The sequence below is a fragment of the Pontibaca salina genome, from assembly GCF_016307205.1.
Classification (GTDB): Bacteria; Pseudomonadota; Alphaproteobacteria; order Rhodobacterales; family Rhodobacteraceae; genus Pontibaca; species Pontibaca salina.
The window spans coordinates 40,056-56,292 of the sequence record NZ_JAEIJD010000002.1 but is presented as its reverse complement, the minus strand read 5'-3'; the positions used below and the strand labels follow the sequence as shown (position 1 = coordinate 56,292).

General features: G+C 60.3%; 16 protein-coding genes. 7 read left to right on the top strand and 9 right to left on the bottom strand.

Features of this window, described 5'->3' with window-relative positions; all coding sequences use genetic code 11:
* Positions 1-46: 46 nt before the first annotated feature.
* The 3 genes from groL to JAO82_RS02965 form a co-directional block, all read right to left on the bottom strand.
* Entirely contained in the window at positions 47-1,699 is a 1,653-nt protein-coding gene (groL, locus tag JAO82_RS02975) for a chaperonin GroEL (RefSeq protein ID WP_198684864.1), read from the bottom strand.
* Positions 1,700-1,753: 54 nt separating this feature from the next.
* Positions 1,754-2,065, bottom strand: coding sequence for a co-chaperone GroES (locus JAO82_RS02970; protein ID WP_198684863.1), 312 nt, complete (start codon positions 2,063-2,065; stop codon positions 1,754-1,756).
* A 146-nt stretch (positions 2,066-2,211) separates the two neighbouring features.
* Positions 2,212-2,886, bottom strand: a complete 675-nt coding sequence (locus tag JAO82_RS02965) for a DUF2161 domain-containing phosphodiesterase (protein ID WP_198684862.1) — start codon at positions 2,884-2,886, stop codon at positions 2,212-2,214.
* A 118-nt stretch (positions 2,887-3,004) separates the two neighbouring features.
* Here JAO82_RS02965 and JAO82_RS02960 point away from each other — a divergent pair, with 118 nt between their 5' ends.
* The 4 genes from JAO82_RS02960 (at position 3,005) to JAO82_RS02945 (ending at position 7,770) form a co-directional block, all read left to right on the top strand.
* Positions 3,005-3,925: a manganese-dependent inorganic pyrophosphatase gene (locus JAO82_RS02960; RefSeq protein WP_198684861.1), complete on the top strand. Its 921-nt coding sequence runs from the start codon at positions 3,005-3,007 to the stop codon at positions 3,923-3,925.
* A 279-nt stretch (positions 3,926-4,204) separates the two neighbouring features.
* Entirely contained in the window at positions 4,205-5,749 is a 1,545-nt protein-coding gene (locus JAO82_RS02955; protein WP_198684860.1) for a phospholipase D family protein, read from the top strand.
* Positions 5,750-5,851: 102 nt separating this feature from the next.
* A complete protein-coding gene (locus tag JAO82_RS02950) occupies positions 5,852-6,904 on the top strand; it encodes a YeiH family protein (protein WP_198684859.1) in 1,053 nt (350 codons plus the stop codon).
* Entirely contained in the window at positions 6,901-7,770 is an 870-nt protein-coding gene (locus tag JAO82_RS02945) for a LysR substrate-binding domain-containing protein (protein WP_198684858.1), read from the top strand. The genes JAO82_RS02950 and JAO82_RS02945 overlap by 4 nt, the downstream gene beginning before the upstream one ends.
* Here JAO82_RS02945 and JAO82_RS02940 read toward each other — a convergent pair whose 3' ends face one another.
* The 4 genes from JAO82_RS02940 to osmF are packed head-to-tail and all read right to left on the bottom strand — an operon-like array spanning position 7,771 to position 11,564.
* Positions 7,771-8,523 (bottom strand): ABC transporter permease, encoded by a 753-nt coding sequence (locus tag JAO82_RS02940; RefSeq protein WP_332872473.1) that lies wholly within the window; start codon positions 8,521-8,523, stop codon positions 7,771-7,773.
* The gene (locus tag JAO82_RS02935) at positions 8,520-9,455 is read right to left on the bottom strand and encodes an ABC transporter ATP-binding protein (RefSeq protein WP_198684857.1); all 936 of its coding nucleotides are present in this window, start codon (positions 9,453-9,455) and stop codon (positions 8,520-8,522) included. The genes JAO82_RS02940 and JAO82_RS02935 overlap by 4 nt, the downstream gene beginning before the upstream one ends.
* Complete coding sequence (locus tag JAO82_RS02930; protein WP_198684856.1) at positions 9,452-10,639, bottom strand: ABC transporter permease; 1,188 nt, start codon at positions 10,637-10,639, stop codon at positions 9,452-9,454. The genes JAO82_RS02935 and JAO82_RS02930 overlap by 4 nt, the downstream gene beginning before the upstream one ends.
* 16 nt (positions 10,640-10,655) lie before the next feature.
* Positions 10,656-11,564, bottom strand: coding sequence for a glycine betaine ABC transporter substrate-binding protein OsmF (gene osmF / locus JAO82_RS02925; protein ID WP_198684855.1), 909 nt, complete (start codon positions 11,562-11,564; stop codon positions 10,656-10,658).
* A 334-nt stretch (positions 11,565-11,898) separates the two neighbouring features.
* On the opposite strand from osmF, the gene JAO82_RS02920 reads away from it, so the two are divergent.
* Together JAO82_RS02920 and JAO82_RS02915 are read left to right on the top strand one after the other, a co-directional pair.
* Positions 11,899-12,363, top strand: coding sequence for a group III truncated hemoglobin (locus JAO82_RS02920; protein WP_332872472.1), 465 nt, complete (start codon positions 11,899-11,901; stop codon positions 12,361-12,363).
* Positions 12,364-12,426: 63 nt separating this feature from the next.
* Entirely contained in the window at positions 12,427-13,689 is a 1,263-nt protein-coding gene (locus JAO82_RS02915; protein ID WP_198684854.1) for a SulP family inorganic anion transporter, read from the top strand.
* Positions 13,690-13,698: 9 nt separating this feature from the next.
* On the opposite strand, the gene JAO82_RS02910 is transcribed toward JAO82_RS02915, so the two are convergent.
* Positions 13,699-13,962 carry a DUF6522 family protein gene (locus tag JAO82_RS02910; protein ID WP_198684853.1) on the bottom strand — a complete coding sequence of 88 codons (264 nt, stop codon included), beginning with the start codon at positions 13,960-13,962 and terminating at the stop codon, positions 13,699-13,701.
* Positions 13,963-13,988: 26 nt separating this feature from the next.
* A complete protein-coding gene (locus JAO82_RS02905; RefSeq protein ID WP_198684852.1) occupies positions 13,989-14,405 on the bottom strand; it encodes an RrF2 family transcriptional regulator in 417 nt (138 codons plus the stop codon).
* Between the two features lie 137 nt (positions 14,406-14,542).
* Here JAO82_RS02905 and ctaD point away from each other — a divergent pair, with 137 nt between their 5' ends.
* Complete coding sequence (gene ctaD / locus JAO82_RS02900) at positions 14,543-16,204, top strand: cytochrome c oxidase subunit I (protein WP_198684851.1); 1,662 nt, start codon at positions 14,543-14,545, stop codon at positions 16,202-16,204.
* The last annotated feature ends 33 nt before the right edge of the window (positions 16,205-16,237 follow it).

The window sequence follows — 16,237 nt, the reverse complement described above, 5'->3', positions numbered from 1 at the left end:
GCGGTCAGCTCCCGTTGCCGGATGCTTACTGCCACGCCTGGTCGGCTTACATCATGCCGCCCATGCCGCCCATGCCGCCCATATCGGGCATGCCGCCACCGGCGGGGGCGCCTTCTTTCTGCGGCTTGTCAGCAATCATCGCCTCGGTGGTGATGAGCAGTCCGGCGACCGATGCCGCATCTTGCAGTGCGTGACGCACAACCTTGGCCGGGTCGATCACACCGAATTTGAACATGTCGCCATACTCTTCGGTTTGCGCGTTGAAGCCAAACTTGAGATCGTCGCTTTCGCGGATCTTGCCTGCGACAACCGAACCGTCGACGCCAGCATTCTCGGCGATCTGACGCAGCGGCGCCTCAAGCGCCTTACGCACGATGCCAATACCGACAGTCTGATCGTTGTTTTCGCCGGTCAGACCTTCGAGCATTTTGCCCGCTTGGATCAGAGCAACACCGCCACCGACGACGATACCTTCCTGAACCGCAGCACGGGTCGCGTTCAGCGCGTCATCGACACGGTCCTTACGCTCTTTTACTTCGACTTCGGTCATGCCACCGACGCGGATCACCGCAACACCGCCGGCCAGCTTGGCAACGCGCTCCTGCAGCTTTTCGCGATCGTAGTCGCTGGTGGTGTCCTCGATCTGCTGGCGAATTTGTGCAACCCGCGCTTCGATCTCGGCCTTTTCTCCGGCACCGTCGACGATGGTGGTTTCGTCTTTGGTGATGGTGACCTTCTTGGCGTTGCCGAGCATGTCCATGGTGACATTTTCAAGCTTCATGCCCAGATCTTCACTGATCACCTGACCACCGGTCAGGATCGCCAGATCCTGCAGCATGGCCTTACGGCGATCGCCAAAGCCTGGTGCCTTGACGGCTGCGATCTTCAGACCGCCGCGCAGTTTGTTGACCACCAGGGTCGCCAGTGCTTCGCCTTCAACGTCTTCCGAAATGATCAACAGTGGCTTCTGGCTCTGAATCACCGATTCCAGCAGCGGCACCATCGGCTGCAGCGACGAGAGCTTCTTCTCGTGCAGCAGGATCATGCAGTCTTCCAACTCGACGGTCATCTTGTCGGCGTTGGTCACGAAATATGGCGACAGGTAGCCACGGTCGAACTGCATCCCCTCGACCACGTCGGTCTCGGTTTCCAGTCCTTTGTTTTCCTCGACGGTGATGACACCTTCGTTTCCGACCTTCTGCATCGCATCTGCGATCTGGCGACCGATCTCGGCTTCGCCGTTGGCGGAAATCGTACCGACCTGTGCAACTTCTGCGCTATCGCTGACGTCGCGGGCCGCTTTGCGGATTTCTTCGACAACCTTGGCAGTGGCCAGATCGATGCCGCGCTTGAGGTCCATCGGATTCATGCCAGCGGCAACCGATTTCAGACCTTCACGCACAATCGCCTGGGCCAGAACGGTCGCAGTGGTGGTGCCGTCGCCGGCTTCGTCATTGGTGCGGCTGGCGACTTCTTTCACCATCTGCGCGCCCATGTTCTCGAACTTTTCTTCCAGTTCGATTTCCTTGGCAACGCTCACACCGTCCTTGGTGATGCGCGGCGCACCAAAGGATTTGTCGATCACGACGTTACGACCCTTGGGGCCCAGCGTAACCTTGACCGCATCGGCCAGAATATTGACACCCCGGAGCATCCGGTTACGGGCGTCGGTATCGAACTTCACGTCTTTTGCAGACATTATCGATCTCTCCTTGAATTTTCGTTAGTTACGGGAACATGCAGCGGGCAGCGTTCAGGCGGCCTTGGCAGCCTTGTCAGCCCCGATGATGCCCATGATGTCGCTTTCTTTCATGATCAGCATCTCTTCACCGTCGATGGTAACCTCGGTGCCAGACCATTTGCCGAACAGGATGCGGTCGCCTTCCTTGACGTCGGGCGTGATCCGCTCGCCGCTGTCATTGCGCGCACCCGCGCCGACCGAAACGACGATGCCCTCGGCGGGCTTTTCCTTGGCGCTATCGGGGATGATCAGCCCGCCAGCGGTTTTCTCTTCTTCTTCCACGCGGCGGACCAGCACACGGTCGTGAAGTGGTGTGAATGCCATCTTTGCAGCTCCTTACAGCTCAAAGGTTGATACTGGGTGGCCCTCCGCCGAGCGAAGGGCCGCTATCACTCAACCCAGTCGAGTGATAACGATGCAGAGGTAAGAGACCTTTTGCTCTCTGTCAAGTATCATGTTGCTGAAGTTTTTCATCGTGCCTGCAAGTGCTTGCAACCATGGTAAGCAAGGCCGGTCTGGCCCGATTTAGTCAGGTCGTAGATGCCGGTCCGAACCCGTTGAAACCAGCCATAATGGTTGTCGGACATGATCCGGGTCGCGCGCGCAACGCCTGTGGCTCGGGCAACATCAGCGCCTTTGCTGGCCCCGTTCTGCGCCAGATGCACCGCGCAGGCCAACGCATCCTGACGATAAACCGTGACAATGCCCCGCCGCGTCGATCCCCCAGTATTTGGGTCCCCCTTTAGCCTCTCAAATTCGCGCAGCAGCCGGGCGCGTCGCGGGTTCGATTTACGCGGTGCATATGGCCCTGGGTCGCATTGCACTTCTGCGCGACCATCCGCGCTTAGAGTGATCAGCCCCAGCCCCAGACGTCGGCACAGGGCCAGATTGTCGCGCAGCGTCCGCCGCGCGGTGCGCCCGCCGGGCCGACACACTGCAATGTAAACTACATCGGTGATCGCCAAACGGGCCACCGCCTGATGGAATAACGCCAGCGAAAAGCGTAGCTTCAACTCGACAATTACCGGCGGCTCATCGCCACGTCGCGCCACGATGTCGGCGCTGCCGACCTCGCCCTTGACAGTATAGCCCTGCCCTTCCAGCAGCATCTTAACCGGTGCATAAAGATCTTGTTCGCGCATCATCGCGCGCATGTTAGTCAACGCGGCGCCCCGCGTTCAATTTACCCCGCCGCCTTACGTGACATTGCCGGGCCGCTTTTCTATAAGACGCGCAAATCGCCCCCGCATACAGGACATCCTCATGACGATTCAAATTTTTGGCCATAAATCCCCCGACACCGATTCCGTCGGCTCGCCGCTGATCTGGGCGTGGTATCTGAGCGAAATCAAGGGTACCCCTGCAAAACCGGTGCTGCTGGGTGAACCCAATACCGAAGCCGCCTTCATGCTGAATCATTGGGGCCTGGACAAGCCCGAAATCATCTCGGACGTGGCTGACGATGCGCCCTGCGTGATTGTCGACACCAACAATCCAGCTGAATTGCCCGCCAATATTAACGGCGCAGACGTGCAGGCTATCATCGACCACCATAAACTGGTCGGCGGTCTTGAGACCAAGGGCGCGATCGACATCACCATTCGTCCACTCGCCTGCACCGCCACGATCATGTACGATCTGATCGGTGCGGACATGGACAAGATGCCGCAATCGATAAAAGGCGCGATGCTGACATGTATCTTGTCCGACACGCTGCATTACCGCTCGCCCACCACAACCCAACATGACAAGGACGTGGCCGAGAAACTGGCTGCCGATCTGGGCGTGGATGTGGCCGAATACGCGGCGCAGATGTTTGCGGCAAAATCCGATGTTTCGCGCTTTTCCGACGCTGAATTGCTGCGCATGGACTCTAAGGAATATGAGGTCGCTGGCACAAAGTTTCGTGTCTCGGTTCTGGAAACCACTGCGCCCAAGACCGTGCTTGAACGCAAAGACGCCCTGATGCAGGCAATGAGCGCCGTTGCTGCCGAGGATGACGTCGACCAGGTGCTGCTATTCGTGGTCGATATCCTGAACGAAGAGTCCACCTTGCTGATCCCCAATGATGCGGTACGCAGCTGCGCCGACATCAGCTTTGGGGTGAGTTCTGAGACTGACACGGTGGTTCTGCCCGGTGTCGTCAGCCGCAAGAAGCAGATCATCCCCCACCTCAAGGTCTGAGGTCAAGGCATCGCCCGCGCATTAGTCCGCGGGCGATGCGATCACGGCACCTATTGCAGCATCGCATTGCGCGCAGCCCGCCGTCACTCCACCCGGATAAATGCTTGACCGCAACGGAAAACATCCACAAACCTAGTTACGGGATGATAGCCCATGTGATGCGGCTTGACCCGCCTCGCACTCACCATGAAGCCGAAGGGGTGATCGCCCGCTGGACTTGCCCGACGAGGGTCAGGATAAGTTCCCAAACCGGCTATGTCGCGACGGGAAGGGACAGCAATGATGGCCACACTGAGATACACAGCTTTAACGCTGCTCGTGATAGCGCTGACGATCATGATCTCGCGATTCATCTTTGTCCTGCCCCCGAACGAGAAAACGCAAGGCACACATCTGCCGCCTGTTGAAACCGGCCCGTTGGCCGAGGCGCTGATACCACAGTTGCGCCAGCATGAGGGCAAGACCGGCATTGCGCCCTTGCAAAGCGGTGGCGATGCCTTTGCCGCCCGGATGATCTTGGCCGACGCTGCCGTCTCTTCAATCGACGCACAATATTACATCTGGCACGACGACCTGACCGGCCTGTTGCTATTGGATGCGCTGAAACGAGCGGCAAACCGGGGTGTACGGGTGCGGTTATTGCTAGACGACAACGGCACATCGGGTCTGGACCCAGAAATCGCGGCGCTTGATGCGCATCCGATGGCCGAGGTGCGGCTCTACAATCCCTTCAACCTGCGCCGGTTCAAGCTGCTGTCCTACGGGTTCGATTTCTTCCGCCTGAACCGGCGGATGCACAACAAATCCTTCACCGTAGACAGTCGCGCCACGATTCTGGGCGGGCGCAATGTCGGAAACGAATATTTCGACACTGGGCTGATGCCGCTTTACATCGATCTCGACGCGCTGGCGGTGGGGAAGGTGGTGTCCGAGGTCTCGCAGGATTTCGACCGCTACTGGAATAGCCGCTCAGTCCATGCCGCCGCCCCGATCGTCGGCGCGCCGCCACAAGATGATCCGATTGCCAGCCGTTTGGCTAGCTTTCAGGGCGACCCCCAGATTGGAGAATACCGCGACATCCTTAACTCCTTGGACATCGTCGGGGCACTGGCGCGGGGCACCATTGAGCTAGAATGGACTGATGTCCTGTTGATCAGCGACGATCCCGCCAAGGGAGAAGGTGTGGTGCCCCGCGACGATTTGCTGGCGGTGCGACTGATGCAGGCGGTGGGCAACGTGGAAACCCGCTTCGACGGGATCTCGCCCTATTTCGTTCCCGGAGTCGCGGGCGTAGAGTTCTTTGCCGGGCTCGTACGCGACGGCGTCGAGGTGCGGCTGTTGACCAATTCGCTGGAGGCCACCGACGTGCTGCCGGTTCATGCGGGCTACTCCAAGCGGCGCAAGGCCATGCTGGATGCCGATATCTCTCTGTATGAACTGCGCCGGCAGGCGGCCTTGGATGCACCGCGCGATGTGATGGGGCCGTTCGGGTCATCCGGGGCCAGTTTACATGCCAAAACCTTCGCTGTGGACGAGCAACGGATCTTCATCGGGTCGTTCAACTTCGATCCGCGTTCGACCTCGATCAACACCGAGATGGGGCTTTTGATCGACAGCCGGACGCTGGCCGGTCAGATGCACCGGGCTTTTGATAACGGCTTCGGCGGGCTGGCTTGGAAGGTTGAAAAACGCAATCGCGATCTGATCTGGATTAGCGCCGAAAAACCTGGCGCCCAACCCCGGATGGACGAGCCAGGCGGCAGCTTCCTACGTCGCGTGGCCGTCACAGTGATTGGCTGGCTGCCGGTGGAATGGATGCTCTAACAGGTCCATCGAAAAACACGAACGTTCCGACAGGAACAATCAGTTGGATTTGTCAATTGCGTGGCTTTAGGTGTTCCCTTGAGTCAAGCGGAAGGGTCCAGAATGGCTAATTTGCCTACCGACAGAGACACGGACGGCCTGAACGCCGGGTCCGTTTCCAATGCGACAACCGGGAGCATTCTGCCCGGTCTGGCGCTGACCGGGTTGATTGCGGCGACCGCCTTCGGATTGCGACTGATCCCCGGTATCGACGTGTTCAGCCCGCTGATCATCGCGATCCTGATCGGCATGGCACTGAACAACCTGATCGGCACCCCTGCCCTTGCCCAACCCGGCGTGGCCTTCAGTCAAAAACGTGTGCTGCGGGCGGGGATCGTGCTGCTGGGCTTGCAACTGACGGCGCAACAGGTGATCGCAGTGGGCGGCGTCGGAATCGCGCTGATCATCATGACGTTGCTTGCCACCTTTGCCTTTACCACGTGGCTGGGCCGTGCCCTGCGCGTCAATGCCGGGCTGACACAACTGATCGCGGCGGGCAGTTCGATCTGCGGAGCCTCGGCGGTGATCGCCACCAATACCGTGACCCGTGCCCGCGATGAGGACGTGACCTATGCGGTGGCCTGCGTCACCATCTTCGGCTCGCTATCGATAGTACTGATGCCGCTGGTCGGAGGGCTGCTGGACATGGGCCCACATTCGTTCGGCCTCTGGACCGGTGCCTCGATCCACGAAGTCGCGCAAGTCGTCGCCGCCGCCTATGCCCGCGGCCAGGACTCCGGTGAAATCGGCACCATCGCCAAACTGACGCGGGTGATGATGCTGGCGCCGATGGTGCTGGTGCTGGGTGCGATCGCCGCAAGCCGCCTGCGCAAACAAGGTGGTGAATCGAGCCGTTTCGCCCCCCCCGTGCCGTGGTTTGTGTTCGGTTTCATCGCCATGATCGGCCTTGCCAGCACCGGCTGGGTGCCCGAGGCGACCGCACCCTTTACCACCGGCACCACGCAATTCCTGCTGGCCATTGCGCTGGCTGGGATGGGTCTGGAAACTGATCTGCGCAAATTGGCCGCCGAGGGGCTGCGTCCCGCGCTGCTGGGGGCCGGGACATGGGTTTTCATATCCCTTTTCAGCCTCGGTCTGGTTCTTGTCTTGGCATGACCCTTGACCAGCTTCGCATCTTCATCGCTGTTGCGGAACGCGAACATGTCACGCAGGCGGCGGCAGCGCTGCACCTGACGCAAAGCGCCGTCAGCGCCGCCATTTCGGCCCTAGAGGAGCGCCATGCCGTCGCCCTGTTCGACCGGGTCGGGCGGCGCATCGTTCTGACCGATGCCGGACGGCTGTTCCTTGACGAAGCGCGCGCGGTTCTGGCCCGCTCCGAACAAGCCGAGCGTCTGCTGGGCGATCTGGCGGGACTGAAACGCGGTCGGCTGCGTCTTGCCGCCAGCCAGACGGTGGCGAATTACTGGCTGCCGCCCTTGATGCATCAATTCCGCCTCGCCCATCCCGGTTTTGCTTTGGACCTGACCACCGGCAACACCGCCGAGGTCGCGCGCATGGTCCATGCCGCCACCGTCGATCTGGGGTTTGTCGAAGGGGAAATCACGGATTCAAACCTTTCGGTTCGCCTGTTGTCCGGCGACGATATGGTTTTGGTGGTCGCACCCGGCCATCCTTGGGCCACGCATCCGCCGCGCGATTTGCAAGCCAGCCCTTGGGTGCTGCGCGAATCCGGCTCTGGCACCCGCGCGGTGGTCGAGGCGATGCTGGCCGAACATCGCCTGTCCATCGAGATGCTCGATATTGCGCTGGAACTGCCCACCAATGAGGCCGCGCTCGCCGCCGTCGAAGCCGGGGCTGGCGCAACGGTGCTGTCGATGCTGGTGGTCGCATCCGCGATCGACTCGGGGCGGCTTGTGCGGGTGGATTTCGCGCTGCCATCGCGCCGTTTCCGCGTATTGCGCCACAAGGAACGGCACCTGTCGCTGGCCGAACAGCGATTTCTGGAACTGGCCGATGTGTGATCAGGCGGCCTTGCGCGGCGCGGGCCTGCGCCGGTCCAGCAGCCGGTTCTCGATCTGCACGAAAGCATCATAGATCAGCACCGCAAACAACCCGACAATCAGCCCGCCCTGCAAGACAAAGGCGGTATTGTTGGTCAGCAACCCGGCAATGATTGGCTCGCCAAGTGTGCGCGCCGCCACGGTCGAGCCGATGGTTGCCGTGCCCAGCGCGATCATGACTGAAACACGGACCCCGGCCAGGATCACCGGCGCGGCCAGCGGCAATTCGACCTGTATCAACCGCTGCCAACGATTCAGCCCCATGCCGCGCGCCGCCTCCATCGTACGCGGCGGAAGCGTCGAAAGCGCGGTCAGGGCATTCTCGAAAATCGGCAGCAGCCCGTAGAGGAACAACGCCACCAGCGTCGGTCGCGCGCCAAAGCCCAGCGCCGGGACTGCCAGCGCAAGAACCGCAACCGGCGGAAATGATTGGCCAATATTGGTAATCGTGCGCGACAATGGCCGGAAGGCTTCGCCGGCTGGACGCGTGACAAAAATCGCCAGCGCAACCGCGATAACGGTCGCGGCAAGGCTCGCCACCGCCACCAGGACCAGATGGTTCATCGCCAGCGACAGCAGCGAGGTGCGGTCATAGATTGCCGACCCACGCTCAGGCGCGAATGGCTTGAACATCCACACGAACGCGTGCGGGCGCAGCACCAAAGCCAGTAATAGCCCCAACAGAGCGAGCCGCAGAATTGTCGCCGGTCTCACGGGTGTTGCCCAACGCGGTGGCGGATCGCGGCCAATGTGACGCGCCCAATAGGGGCGCCATCGCGTTCGACCGGCACCGCATCGCGCCCGGTCCAGAGACAGGCCGACAGCGCATCGCGCAGGCTTGCGGTCTCGGGCACAGTCGATCCTTCCGCCGCGCCCTCTTCGGTCAGATCGCGTACCGGAATCAGCGATAACAACCGCATCGGGCGCTCGGCATCGCCCACCATATTGGCGACAAAGCCGTTCGCCGGACGTTCGACGATTTCTTCTGGCGGGCCATATTGCACCAGCTTGCCGCCATCCATCACCCCGACGCGGTCGCCCAGCCGGATGGCCTCGTCCATGTCATGGGTAACCAGTACGATGGTCGAGCCCAGCTTGCGCTGTATCTCTCGCAGATCATCTTGTGCGCGGGCGCGAATGATCGGGTCGAGCGCGCCGAAAGGTTCGTCCATCAACAGCAGATCGGGGCGCGAGGCCAGCGCCCGGGCAACCCCGACCCGTTGTTGCTGCCCCCCCGAAAGTTCTTGCGGAAAGCGGTCGCGGAATTCGTCCGGGTCCATTCCGAACAGGGTCAGAAGCTCGTCCACGCGGGCGTTGATCCGGTCTGCCGGCCAGTCCAGCAGGCGCGGCACCGCCGCGATATTGCGCGCCACTGTCTGATGTGGGAACAGGCCGTGGCCCTGAATCGCATAGCCGATCCTGCGGCGCAAAAGATAGGGCGCAATGGCATCGGTCGGTTCGCCGTTGATACGCACCCCGCCCGAGGTGGGCTCGACCAGGCGGTTGATCATCCGCAGCAGAGTCGTCTTGCCCGACCCTGATGTGCCGACAACCACGGTGATGGTCCCAGTCTCGATCAGCATGGACACCGCGTCCACCGCGTTGATCTCGCCATAAGTCTTGGTGATCTGGTCGATTTCGATCATGGGTATTTCCGGTTTAGAGTAGGTTGCGCGATTTCCACCACGATATCCATCAGGATCGCAGCGACCAAGGCCATCAAAACGGTAGGCAGCGCCCCCAGCAGGATCAGATCGGTGGCAGTCTGGTTCAGGCCTTGGAAAACAAATGTCCCGAATCCGCCGCCCCCGATCAGCCCGGCGATCACCGCAAGGCCGATATTCTGCACCAGCACGATACGCAGCCCGGCAAGGATCACCGGCAGCGCCAGCGGCAGTTCGACCGTCCAGAACCGCTGCCACGCGGTCATCCCCATGCCGCGCGCCGCTTCGACGCTGGTTGCAGGGACTGCGCCCAGTCCGGCCACGGTGTTGGCGACAACCGGCAGTAGCGAATAGAGCAGCAGAGCCACAAAGGCCGGGGCAAAGCCGATCCCCGCGATGCCGATGGATTGCGCGCCCGGTACCGTGTCACCGACCCAGCCCAAGATCGGGATCATGATGCCAAACATCGCGAGCGACGGAATTGTTTGCATAAAGCTGAGCACCGGCAGCGTAACCGCACGCACGCGGTCCCTGCGGAATGCCAGAATACCCAGCGGAAAGCCGATCGCGGCAGCGACCCCCAGCGAGCCGAGCGCGAGCGCCACATGCCGCCATGTCGCGGTGCGGAACGCTGCGGCGCGGGTGCGATATTCCTGCATCGGCGACAGATCATTCAACGCGCCCGACCATAGCAGCACCGCCAACCCCGCCAGCACCACGGCGAGCAGCGCAAACCGCAGCCGTGGGCCGGGGCGCAGACCGCCAATCGCATCTGCCATCAGCAGCATGATAACCGCAAGCAAGCACCAAAACCCGGCGGCGGGCGAGACCCGTGCGAGATTGTCGGCCCCCTTCAGCAAAGTTGCTGCACCAAGGGCCAGCAATACGACCAATCCGGCAAGGCCGATCAGACTGCCGGCAAAGCGCACCCACGGGCGCGATGGTAACAGGCCAAGGGTCAGCCCCGCCGCGATCGCGATCAGCGCAGCGGTGCTGGCGATTGGGTCGGCAACCTCCCACGGTGCCGCGCCTTCGCCCGCAACGATGCGGTTCGCGCGCAGCGTGAGGAACGGCAGCCAAAGCGAGGCCGCTCCCAATAGCGCAAACAACACACCGGGGGGCGAAACCGTCAGACCTGCAGCAGGCGAGACATCCGATGCAGCCATCAAAACCGCCTCTGGGTCAGTCGAACACGCCGATCTGCGTCAGATAATCGCGCGCGACGGATTCGGCCCCTTCGCCGCCGACCTGAATGCGACCGTTCAGTTTTTGCAACGTGGTCATGTCAAGTGTCTCGAAAATCGGGTTCAGAACGTCAGCGATCGAAGGATATTCTTCCAGCACTTCGGCGCGCACGATGGGAGCCGGCTCATAAACCGGCTGCACGCCCTTATCGTCATCCATCACCACCAGTCCGGTCGCACCGACCCCGCCATCGGTGCCATAGACCATCGCCGCATTGACGCCAGAGGTGCCTCGCGCCGCCGCTTGGATCGTTGCTGCGGTATCGCCGCCCGACAAGATCACGGTCTGATCCTGCCCCAGTTCGAAGCCATAGGTTTCCTGCATTGCCGGAAGCACCGCCGGGGAAGAGACGAATTCGGTCGAGGCCGCCAGCTTGACCTCGCCGCCACCCGATACCCATTTGCCAAAATCGCTCATCGTGGCGAGGTCATTCTCCTCTGCCACGGGGCCGGTCACGGCAATTGCCCACGTATTGTTGGCCGGGGCCGGTTGCAGCCAGACGATATTATTCTCCTCTGCATCCAACTCCTTGGCCCGCGCATAGCCCGCATCGGCATCTTTCCAAGCGTCGCTGTCGGCCTCGTTGAAGAAATACGCGGCATTGCCGGTATATTCCGGATAGATGTCGATCTGATCGGCCAGCAGCGCCTCGCGCACCACCTGTGTACCGCCCAGTTGCAGACGGCGCACCACCGGCAACCCGGCACCTTCCAGCGCAAGCGCAATCACATTGCCCAGCAAGCCGCCTTCGGTATCGATCTTCGAGGACACTGTAATATCGGCCTGCGCCATCGACGCAACCCCGAGCGTAAGCCCGATTGCAGTGATGAATCTGGTGGCGGTCATTGGAAATACTCCTGTCTGTTGGCTAACTGAAGTAGGTAGGCGAGGTTTCCCCCGCGCCAAGTTTTTGATTCAATATCGCGCCAAGGTGGCCAACGGATCCGCAAATGGAAAGCGCAAACTGGCCCAAGCGCTGGTTTCAGCGAAACATCGGCCCGCTGACAACGCCCGGCCCAATGGGGCATTTACAATACCAATTGAGCCACTTACAATTGTAGCCGTAGGATAACCATCCTGTCAGGCGATGTAACAATGCGCCTGCGAGGCGATCGAGCTGCCGCATCCGTCGCTTGTGAGCACAATGGTACGGCGGCCCTGCAGGGGTTCGGAGAAATCTGTGACGGACAATAAATTCGCAATAGCTCATGGCCATAGCGCCAAGAAACGGACCCAGATCCGCGCAGCAGCGGCAGCAAAGGGCATTGACGAGGCCTATCTTTCGTTTCTGGTCGATGAATTCTATTCCCGTGTGCGCGCTGACGCCCGATTGGGGCCGATTTTTATCGGTGAAATCGGCGATGATTGGGCCGCACATCTGGAGCAGATGAAAGCCTTTTGGGCCTCGGTCGCGCTGAATGCGGGGCTCTATTCCGGTAAGCCTGTGCCTGCCCACCAAAAGCTCGTCGGTGTCGAGCGTAGTGATTTCGGGCGCTGGCTTGGTCTGTTCCGCGACACGCTGAACGATACTGCGCCCACGCCGGAAGCCGCAGCTTATCTGAAGATCCGCGCCGAGCGGATCGCCAGAAGTCTGGAAATGGCAATGTTCGAACGCCTGCCCGACGGAGTTCCGTCGCTCGGTTAACCTGACAACATGCAGCAAAGTGATCCATTGCGGGCTTCCCGCCGAAATGGCTAAGTTGAGGCCATGAAACCAAAATTGATCACCACCCTGCGAACTTACACCCTGCAGCTATTCTTGGCCGATCTTCTTGCCGGCCTGACGGTGGCCATGGTGGCATTGCCGCTTAGTCTGGCGATTGCTATCGCGTCCGGGGCCGAACCGGCTGATGGGTTGGTCACGGCAATTGTCGGCGGGTTCCTGATTTCGCTGCTGGGCGGCAGCCGTGTGCAGATCGGCGGGCCGACGGGGGCGTTCATCGTCATCGTCTTTGGTATTATCGCGCAACATGGCTACGATGGTTTGGTTTTGGCGACCTTCATGGCCGGAGTGATCCTGATCGTGGCGGGGTGGCTGCGAGCAGGCAATTTGGTTGAGTACGTCCCCGAACCTGTGGTCAACGGGTTCACCATCGGCATCGCAGTGATCATTGCCACCAGTCAGATCAAAGATCTGTTCGGCGTCACCTTTGCGCAGCAGCCGGCGAACTTTCTCGAAACGCTAGCCAGCCTGAGGGCCTCATATTCCACATGGGGCTTGGCCGCGACCGCCATCGGCTTGGGTACGATGGTATTGATCGTTGGATTTCGCCGGCTGGCGCCGCGGTTCCCGGGCCTCATCGTTGCGGTCGCAGTGACGTCTTGCATAGTGGCGGTGGCCGGGCTCCCGGTGGATACAATCTTCAGCCGGTTTGGTGCCCTGCCCAATACCCTGCCAAGCCCCGCGCTGCCCGACCTTTCGCTGACGCGGATTATCGCTCTTTTGCCATCGGCGTTCATCATCGCCTTTCTGGCAGGCGTGGAATCGCTACTGTCAGCGATGGTGGCCGATCGCATGATCGTCGGCAGCCACCGCCCCAATGCCGAAGTTCTGGCACAGGGAGTCGCCAATATCGGATCGTCGCTGTTCGGCGGCTTGCCCGCCACCGGAGCCATCGCGCGCACAGCCACCAATGTGCGCGCAGGCGGCCTAACGCCGATGGCCGGGCTGATTCACGCTCTGGTAATCCTGCTGATCATGATACTGGCCTCCGATCTGGCCGGCTATCTGGCAATGCCCGCCTTATCGGGGCTGCTTATCCTGACTGCTTGGAACATGAGCGAGCCAAAAAAATGGCGCGGCTATCTGCGCGCCCGTCCTTCGGATCGTGTGCTCCTGGGTCTAACGCTGGTGCTCACCGTGTTTGCCGATCTGACCGTTGCCATCGGCGTCGGTGTCGGGCTGGGTCTCGCTCTGAGAATGCGTCGACGCAATGTTTCACCCCCGGATTGGACACCGCCTGATCCATGACAGCCCCAGCTAAGACGGTCGCCTTGTGTAACCTACCGAACTGCAAGTGAGTATATTGCCTGCGTCATCTGCCGTGATCCGCATTCGGCGCGCAGGCGAAAAGAAGGTGACCCGGACCCGGCCCGCGTCTTCGCCCTCGCCGCGCTCGCAACGGCTGGTGATTGAGCCATCGCGCATGCCCTGTTTAAGCGCTGCGGCATCGATCTGCAGTCCGCTGGCCACAGCCTGCGCATCGATCACGATCACGTCCTCGGCGATTTCTATCCGGGTCATTGGGATCGCCCCTTTTCTGCGCTCCGTCAGGCAGCGGCACCGTCGCGCCAAGTACAGTCGGCGATGGTGCTTCGGTCAAGATCCTTAAAGAAAGCTTCACGCGCCGAGGCCAACCGCGCCTTCAGCCGACAGCGCGGTTCAAGCACACATTCACCACCATCCGTTTGGAAACACTCGACCAGTGCGAAACGCCGCTCAAGATACCGCACGACTTCGCCCAAGCGGATGGTATCGCTGTCACGTGCCAGCGAGATGCCGCCGCCGCTGCCGCGCTGGGTGGTAATGAACCCACCGCGTGCCAGATCCTGTACCACCTTGGTCAAGTGATGCTGAGATACTCTGAATTGAGTGGCCAGTTCAGCAGTACTAAACCGCCGCTCGGGCGCATCCGCCAATCGCATGAGAATCCGCAGTCCATAATCGGTAAAAGCCGCCAAGCGCATGAACGTTCCTTCAGTCTATATTGACAAAGCCTATTATAGGGCATGTAATCTGCGTTGAAAATACCTGTTAGACTCCGCGCGCCGGGTCAAGGTCGTCCATCCCGACGCCGTCTTGTCACCGTTCGAGGAGAAGACCGATGAGCGAGGCCACACTAGGTCATAGCGCTAGAGGGCGCGATTTCTTCACCCGCTGGTTCATGTCGACGAACCACAAGGATATCGGCATCCTCTATCTGTTTACGGCGGCCTTCGTCGGGTTGATCGCGGCAGCACTCTCCGTGCTGATGCGGCTTGAGTTGATGGACCCCGGCGTGCAATTTTTCTGCACCGAGGGGCTGCGCTTTTGGATTCTAGCCACGGCTTGCACCCCGGATAGCCATCTCTACAACATCCTTGTCACCTATCACGGCCTGCTGATGATGTTCTTCGTGATCATCCCGGCGCTGTTTGGCGGTCTTGGAAATTACTTTCTGCCGCTGATGATCGGCGCGCCGGATATGGCGTTTCCACGGCTCAATAACCTCAGCTACTGGCTGTTTGTCGCGGGAACATCGATGGCGGTCATGTCGTTTTTCGTACCGGGCGGTGACGGATCGCACGGCGCGGGCGTGGGCTGGACCCTCTACGCCCCGCTTTCCGTACATGATGATAGCATGTCAATGGATATGGCGATTTTCGCTGTGCACCTATCGGGTGCGAGTTCGATACTTGGGGCGATCAACATGATCACCACGTTCCTGAACATGCGCGCACCGGGAATGACACTGTTCAAGGTACCGCTGTTTGCCTGGTCGGTCTTTGTCACGGCGTGGATGCTGCTTATGGCCGTCCCTGCCTTGGCTGGTGCCGTCACCATGTTGCTCATGGACCGCAATTTCGGGTTTGGGTTTTTCACGCCTGCCGAGGGCGGCGATCCGGTCCTTTATCAGCATCTGTTCTGGTTTTTTGGGCATCCCGAGGTTTATATCGTCGTCCTTCCAGGATTTGGCATCGTTAGCCACGTGATTGCCACATTCTCAAGAAAACCGATCTTTGGCTATTTGGGAATGGTCTGGGCGCTGATCGCGATTGCCTTTCTTGGGTTCGCGGTGTGGGCGCATCACATGTTCACTGTTGGCATGTCGATCCCGCAACAGAGCTTTTTCCAGATCGCATCGGTGACGATCGCGGTGCCCACCGGTATCAAGATCTTCTCATGGCTTGCCACCATGTGGGGTGGCTCGATCCAGTTCAAGACGCCAATGCTATTTGCGACCGGGTTCATCTTCCTGTTTACGATCGGAGGTGTGACCGGCGTAAGCGTCGCGCAGGCATCCATAGACCGATATTATCACGACACCTATTATGTGGTGGCCCATTTCCATTACGTGATGAGCCTTGGTGCCATATTCGCTCTGTTCGCTGGGCTTTATTACTGGATGGCCAAGATCTCTGGCCGACAATATCCCGAATGGGCGGGCAAGCTGCATTTTTGGCTGTTCTTCATCGGGGTCAACCTGACCTTTTTTCCACAGCATTTTCTGGGCCGACAGGGCATGCCACGTCGCTACATCGACTATCCCGAAGGCTTCGCACTGTGGAACCACATCTCAAGCTGGGGTGCGCTACTGTCGTTCGCATCGTTCCTGCTCTTTATCGGCATCGTGACCTATACGCTGCTGGCGGGCAAACGAGAAATCCGCGCGAATTACTGGAACGAATACGCCGATACGCTGGAGTGGACCCTATCCAGCCCACCCCCTGAACACACTTTCGAGCAGTTGCCACACCCCGACGATTGGCGCCATCACCCGGCCTGATGGTCTGCGGCCGTAATGATACGCCATCGCGCT

Bases quoted from the DNA above. Each gene is read 5' to 3' on its own strand.
- JAO82_RS02910 (WP_198684853.1), bottom strand. From the start codon at position 13,962: ATGACCCGGATAGAAATCGCCGAGGACGTGATCGTGATCGATGCGCAG.
- JAO82_RS02935 (WP_198684857.1), bottom strand. From the start codon at position 9,455: ATGATCGAAATCGACCAGATCACCAAGACTTATGGCGAGATCAACGCG.
- JAO82_RS02945 (WP_198684858.1), top strand. From the start codon at position 6,901: ATGACCCTTGACCAGCTTCGCATCTTCATCGCTGTTGCGGAACGCGAA.
- JAO82_RS02965 (WP_198684862.1), bottom strand. From the start codon at position 2,886: ATGATGCGCGAACAAGATCTTTATGCACCGGTTAAGATGCTGCTGGAA.
- JAO82_RS02960 (WP_198684861.1), top strand. From the start codon at position 3,005: ATGACGATTCAAATTTTTGGCCATAAATCCCCCGACACCGATTCCGTC.
- osmF (WP_198684855.1), bottom strand. From the start codon at position 11,564: ATGACCGCCACCAGATTCATCACTGCAATCGGGCTTACGCTCGGGGTT.
- JAO82_RS02930 (WP_198684856.1), bottom strand. From the start codon at position 10,639: ATGGCTGCATCGGATGTCTCGCCTGCTGCAGGTCTGACGGTTTCGCCC.
- groL (WP_198684864.1), bottom strand. From the start codon at position 1,699: ATGTCTGCAAAAGACGTGAAGTTCGATACCGACGCCCGTAACCGGATG.
- JAO82_RS02955 (WP_198684860.1), top strand. From the start codon at position 4,205: ATGATGGCCACACTGAGATACACAGCTTTAACGCTGCTCGTGATAGCG.
- JAO82_RS02970 (WP_198684863.1), bottom strand. From the start codon at position 2,065: ATGGCATTCACACCACTTCACGACCGTGTGCTGGTCCGCCGCGTGGAA.
- JAO82_RS02915 (WP_198684854.1), top strand. From the start codon at position 12,427: ATGAAACCAAAATTGATCACCACCCTGCGAACTTACACCCTGCAGCTA.
- ctaD (WP_198684851.1), top strand. From the start codon at position 14,543: ATGAGCGAGGCCACACTAGGTCATAGCGCTAGAGGGCGCGATTTCTTC.
- JAO82_RS02905 (WP_198684852.1), bottom strand. From the start codon at position 14,405: ATGCGCTTGGCGGCTTTTACCGATTATGGACTGCGGATTCTCATGCGA.
- JAO82_RS02950 (WP_198684859.1), top strand. From the start codon at position 5,852: ATGGCTAATTTGCCTACCGACAGAGACACGGACGGCCTGAACGCCGGG.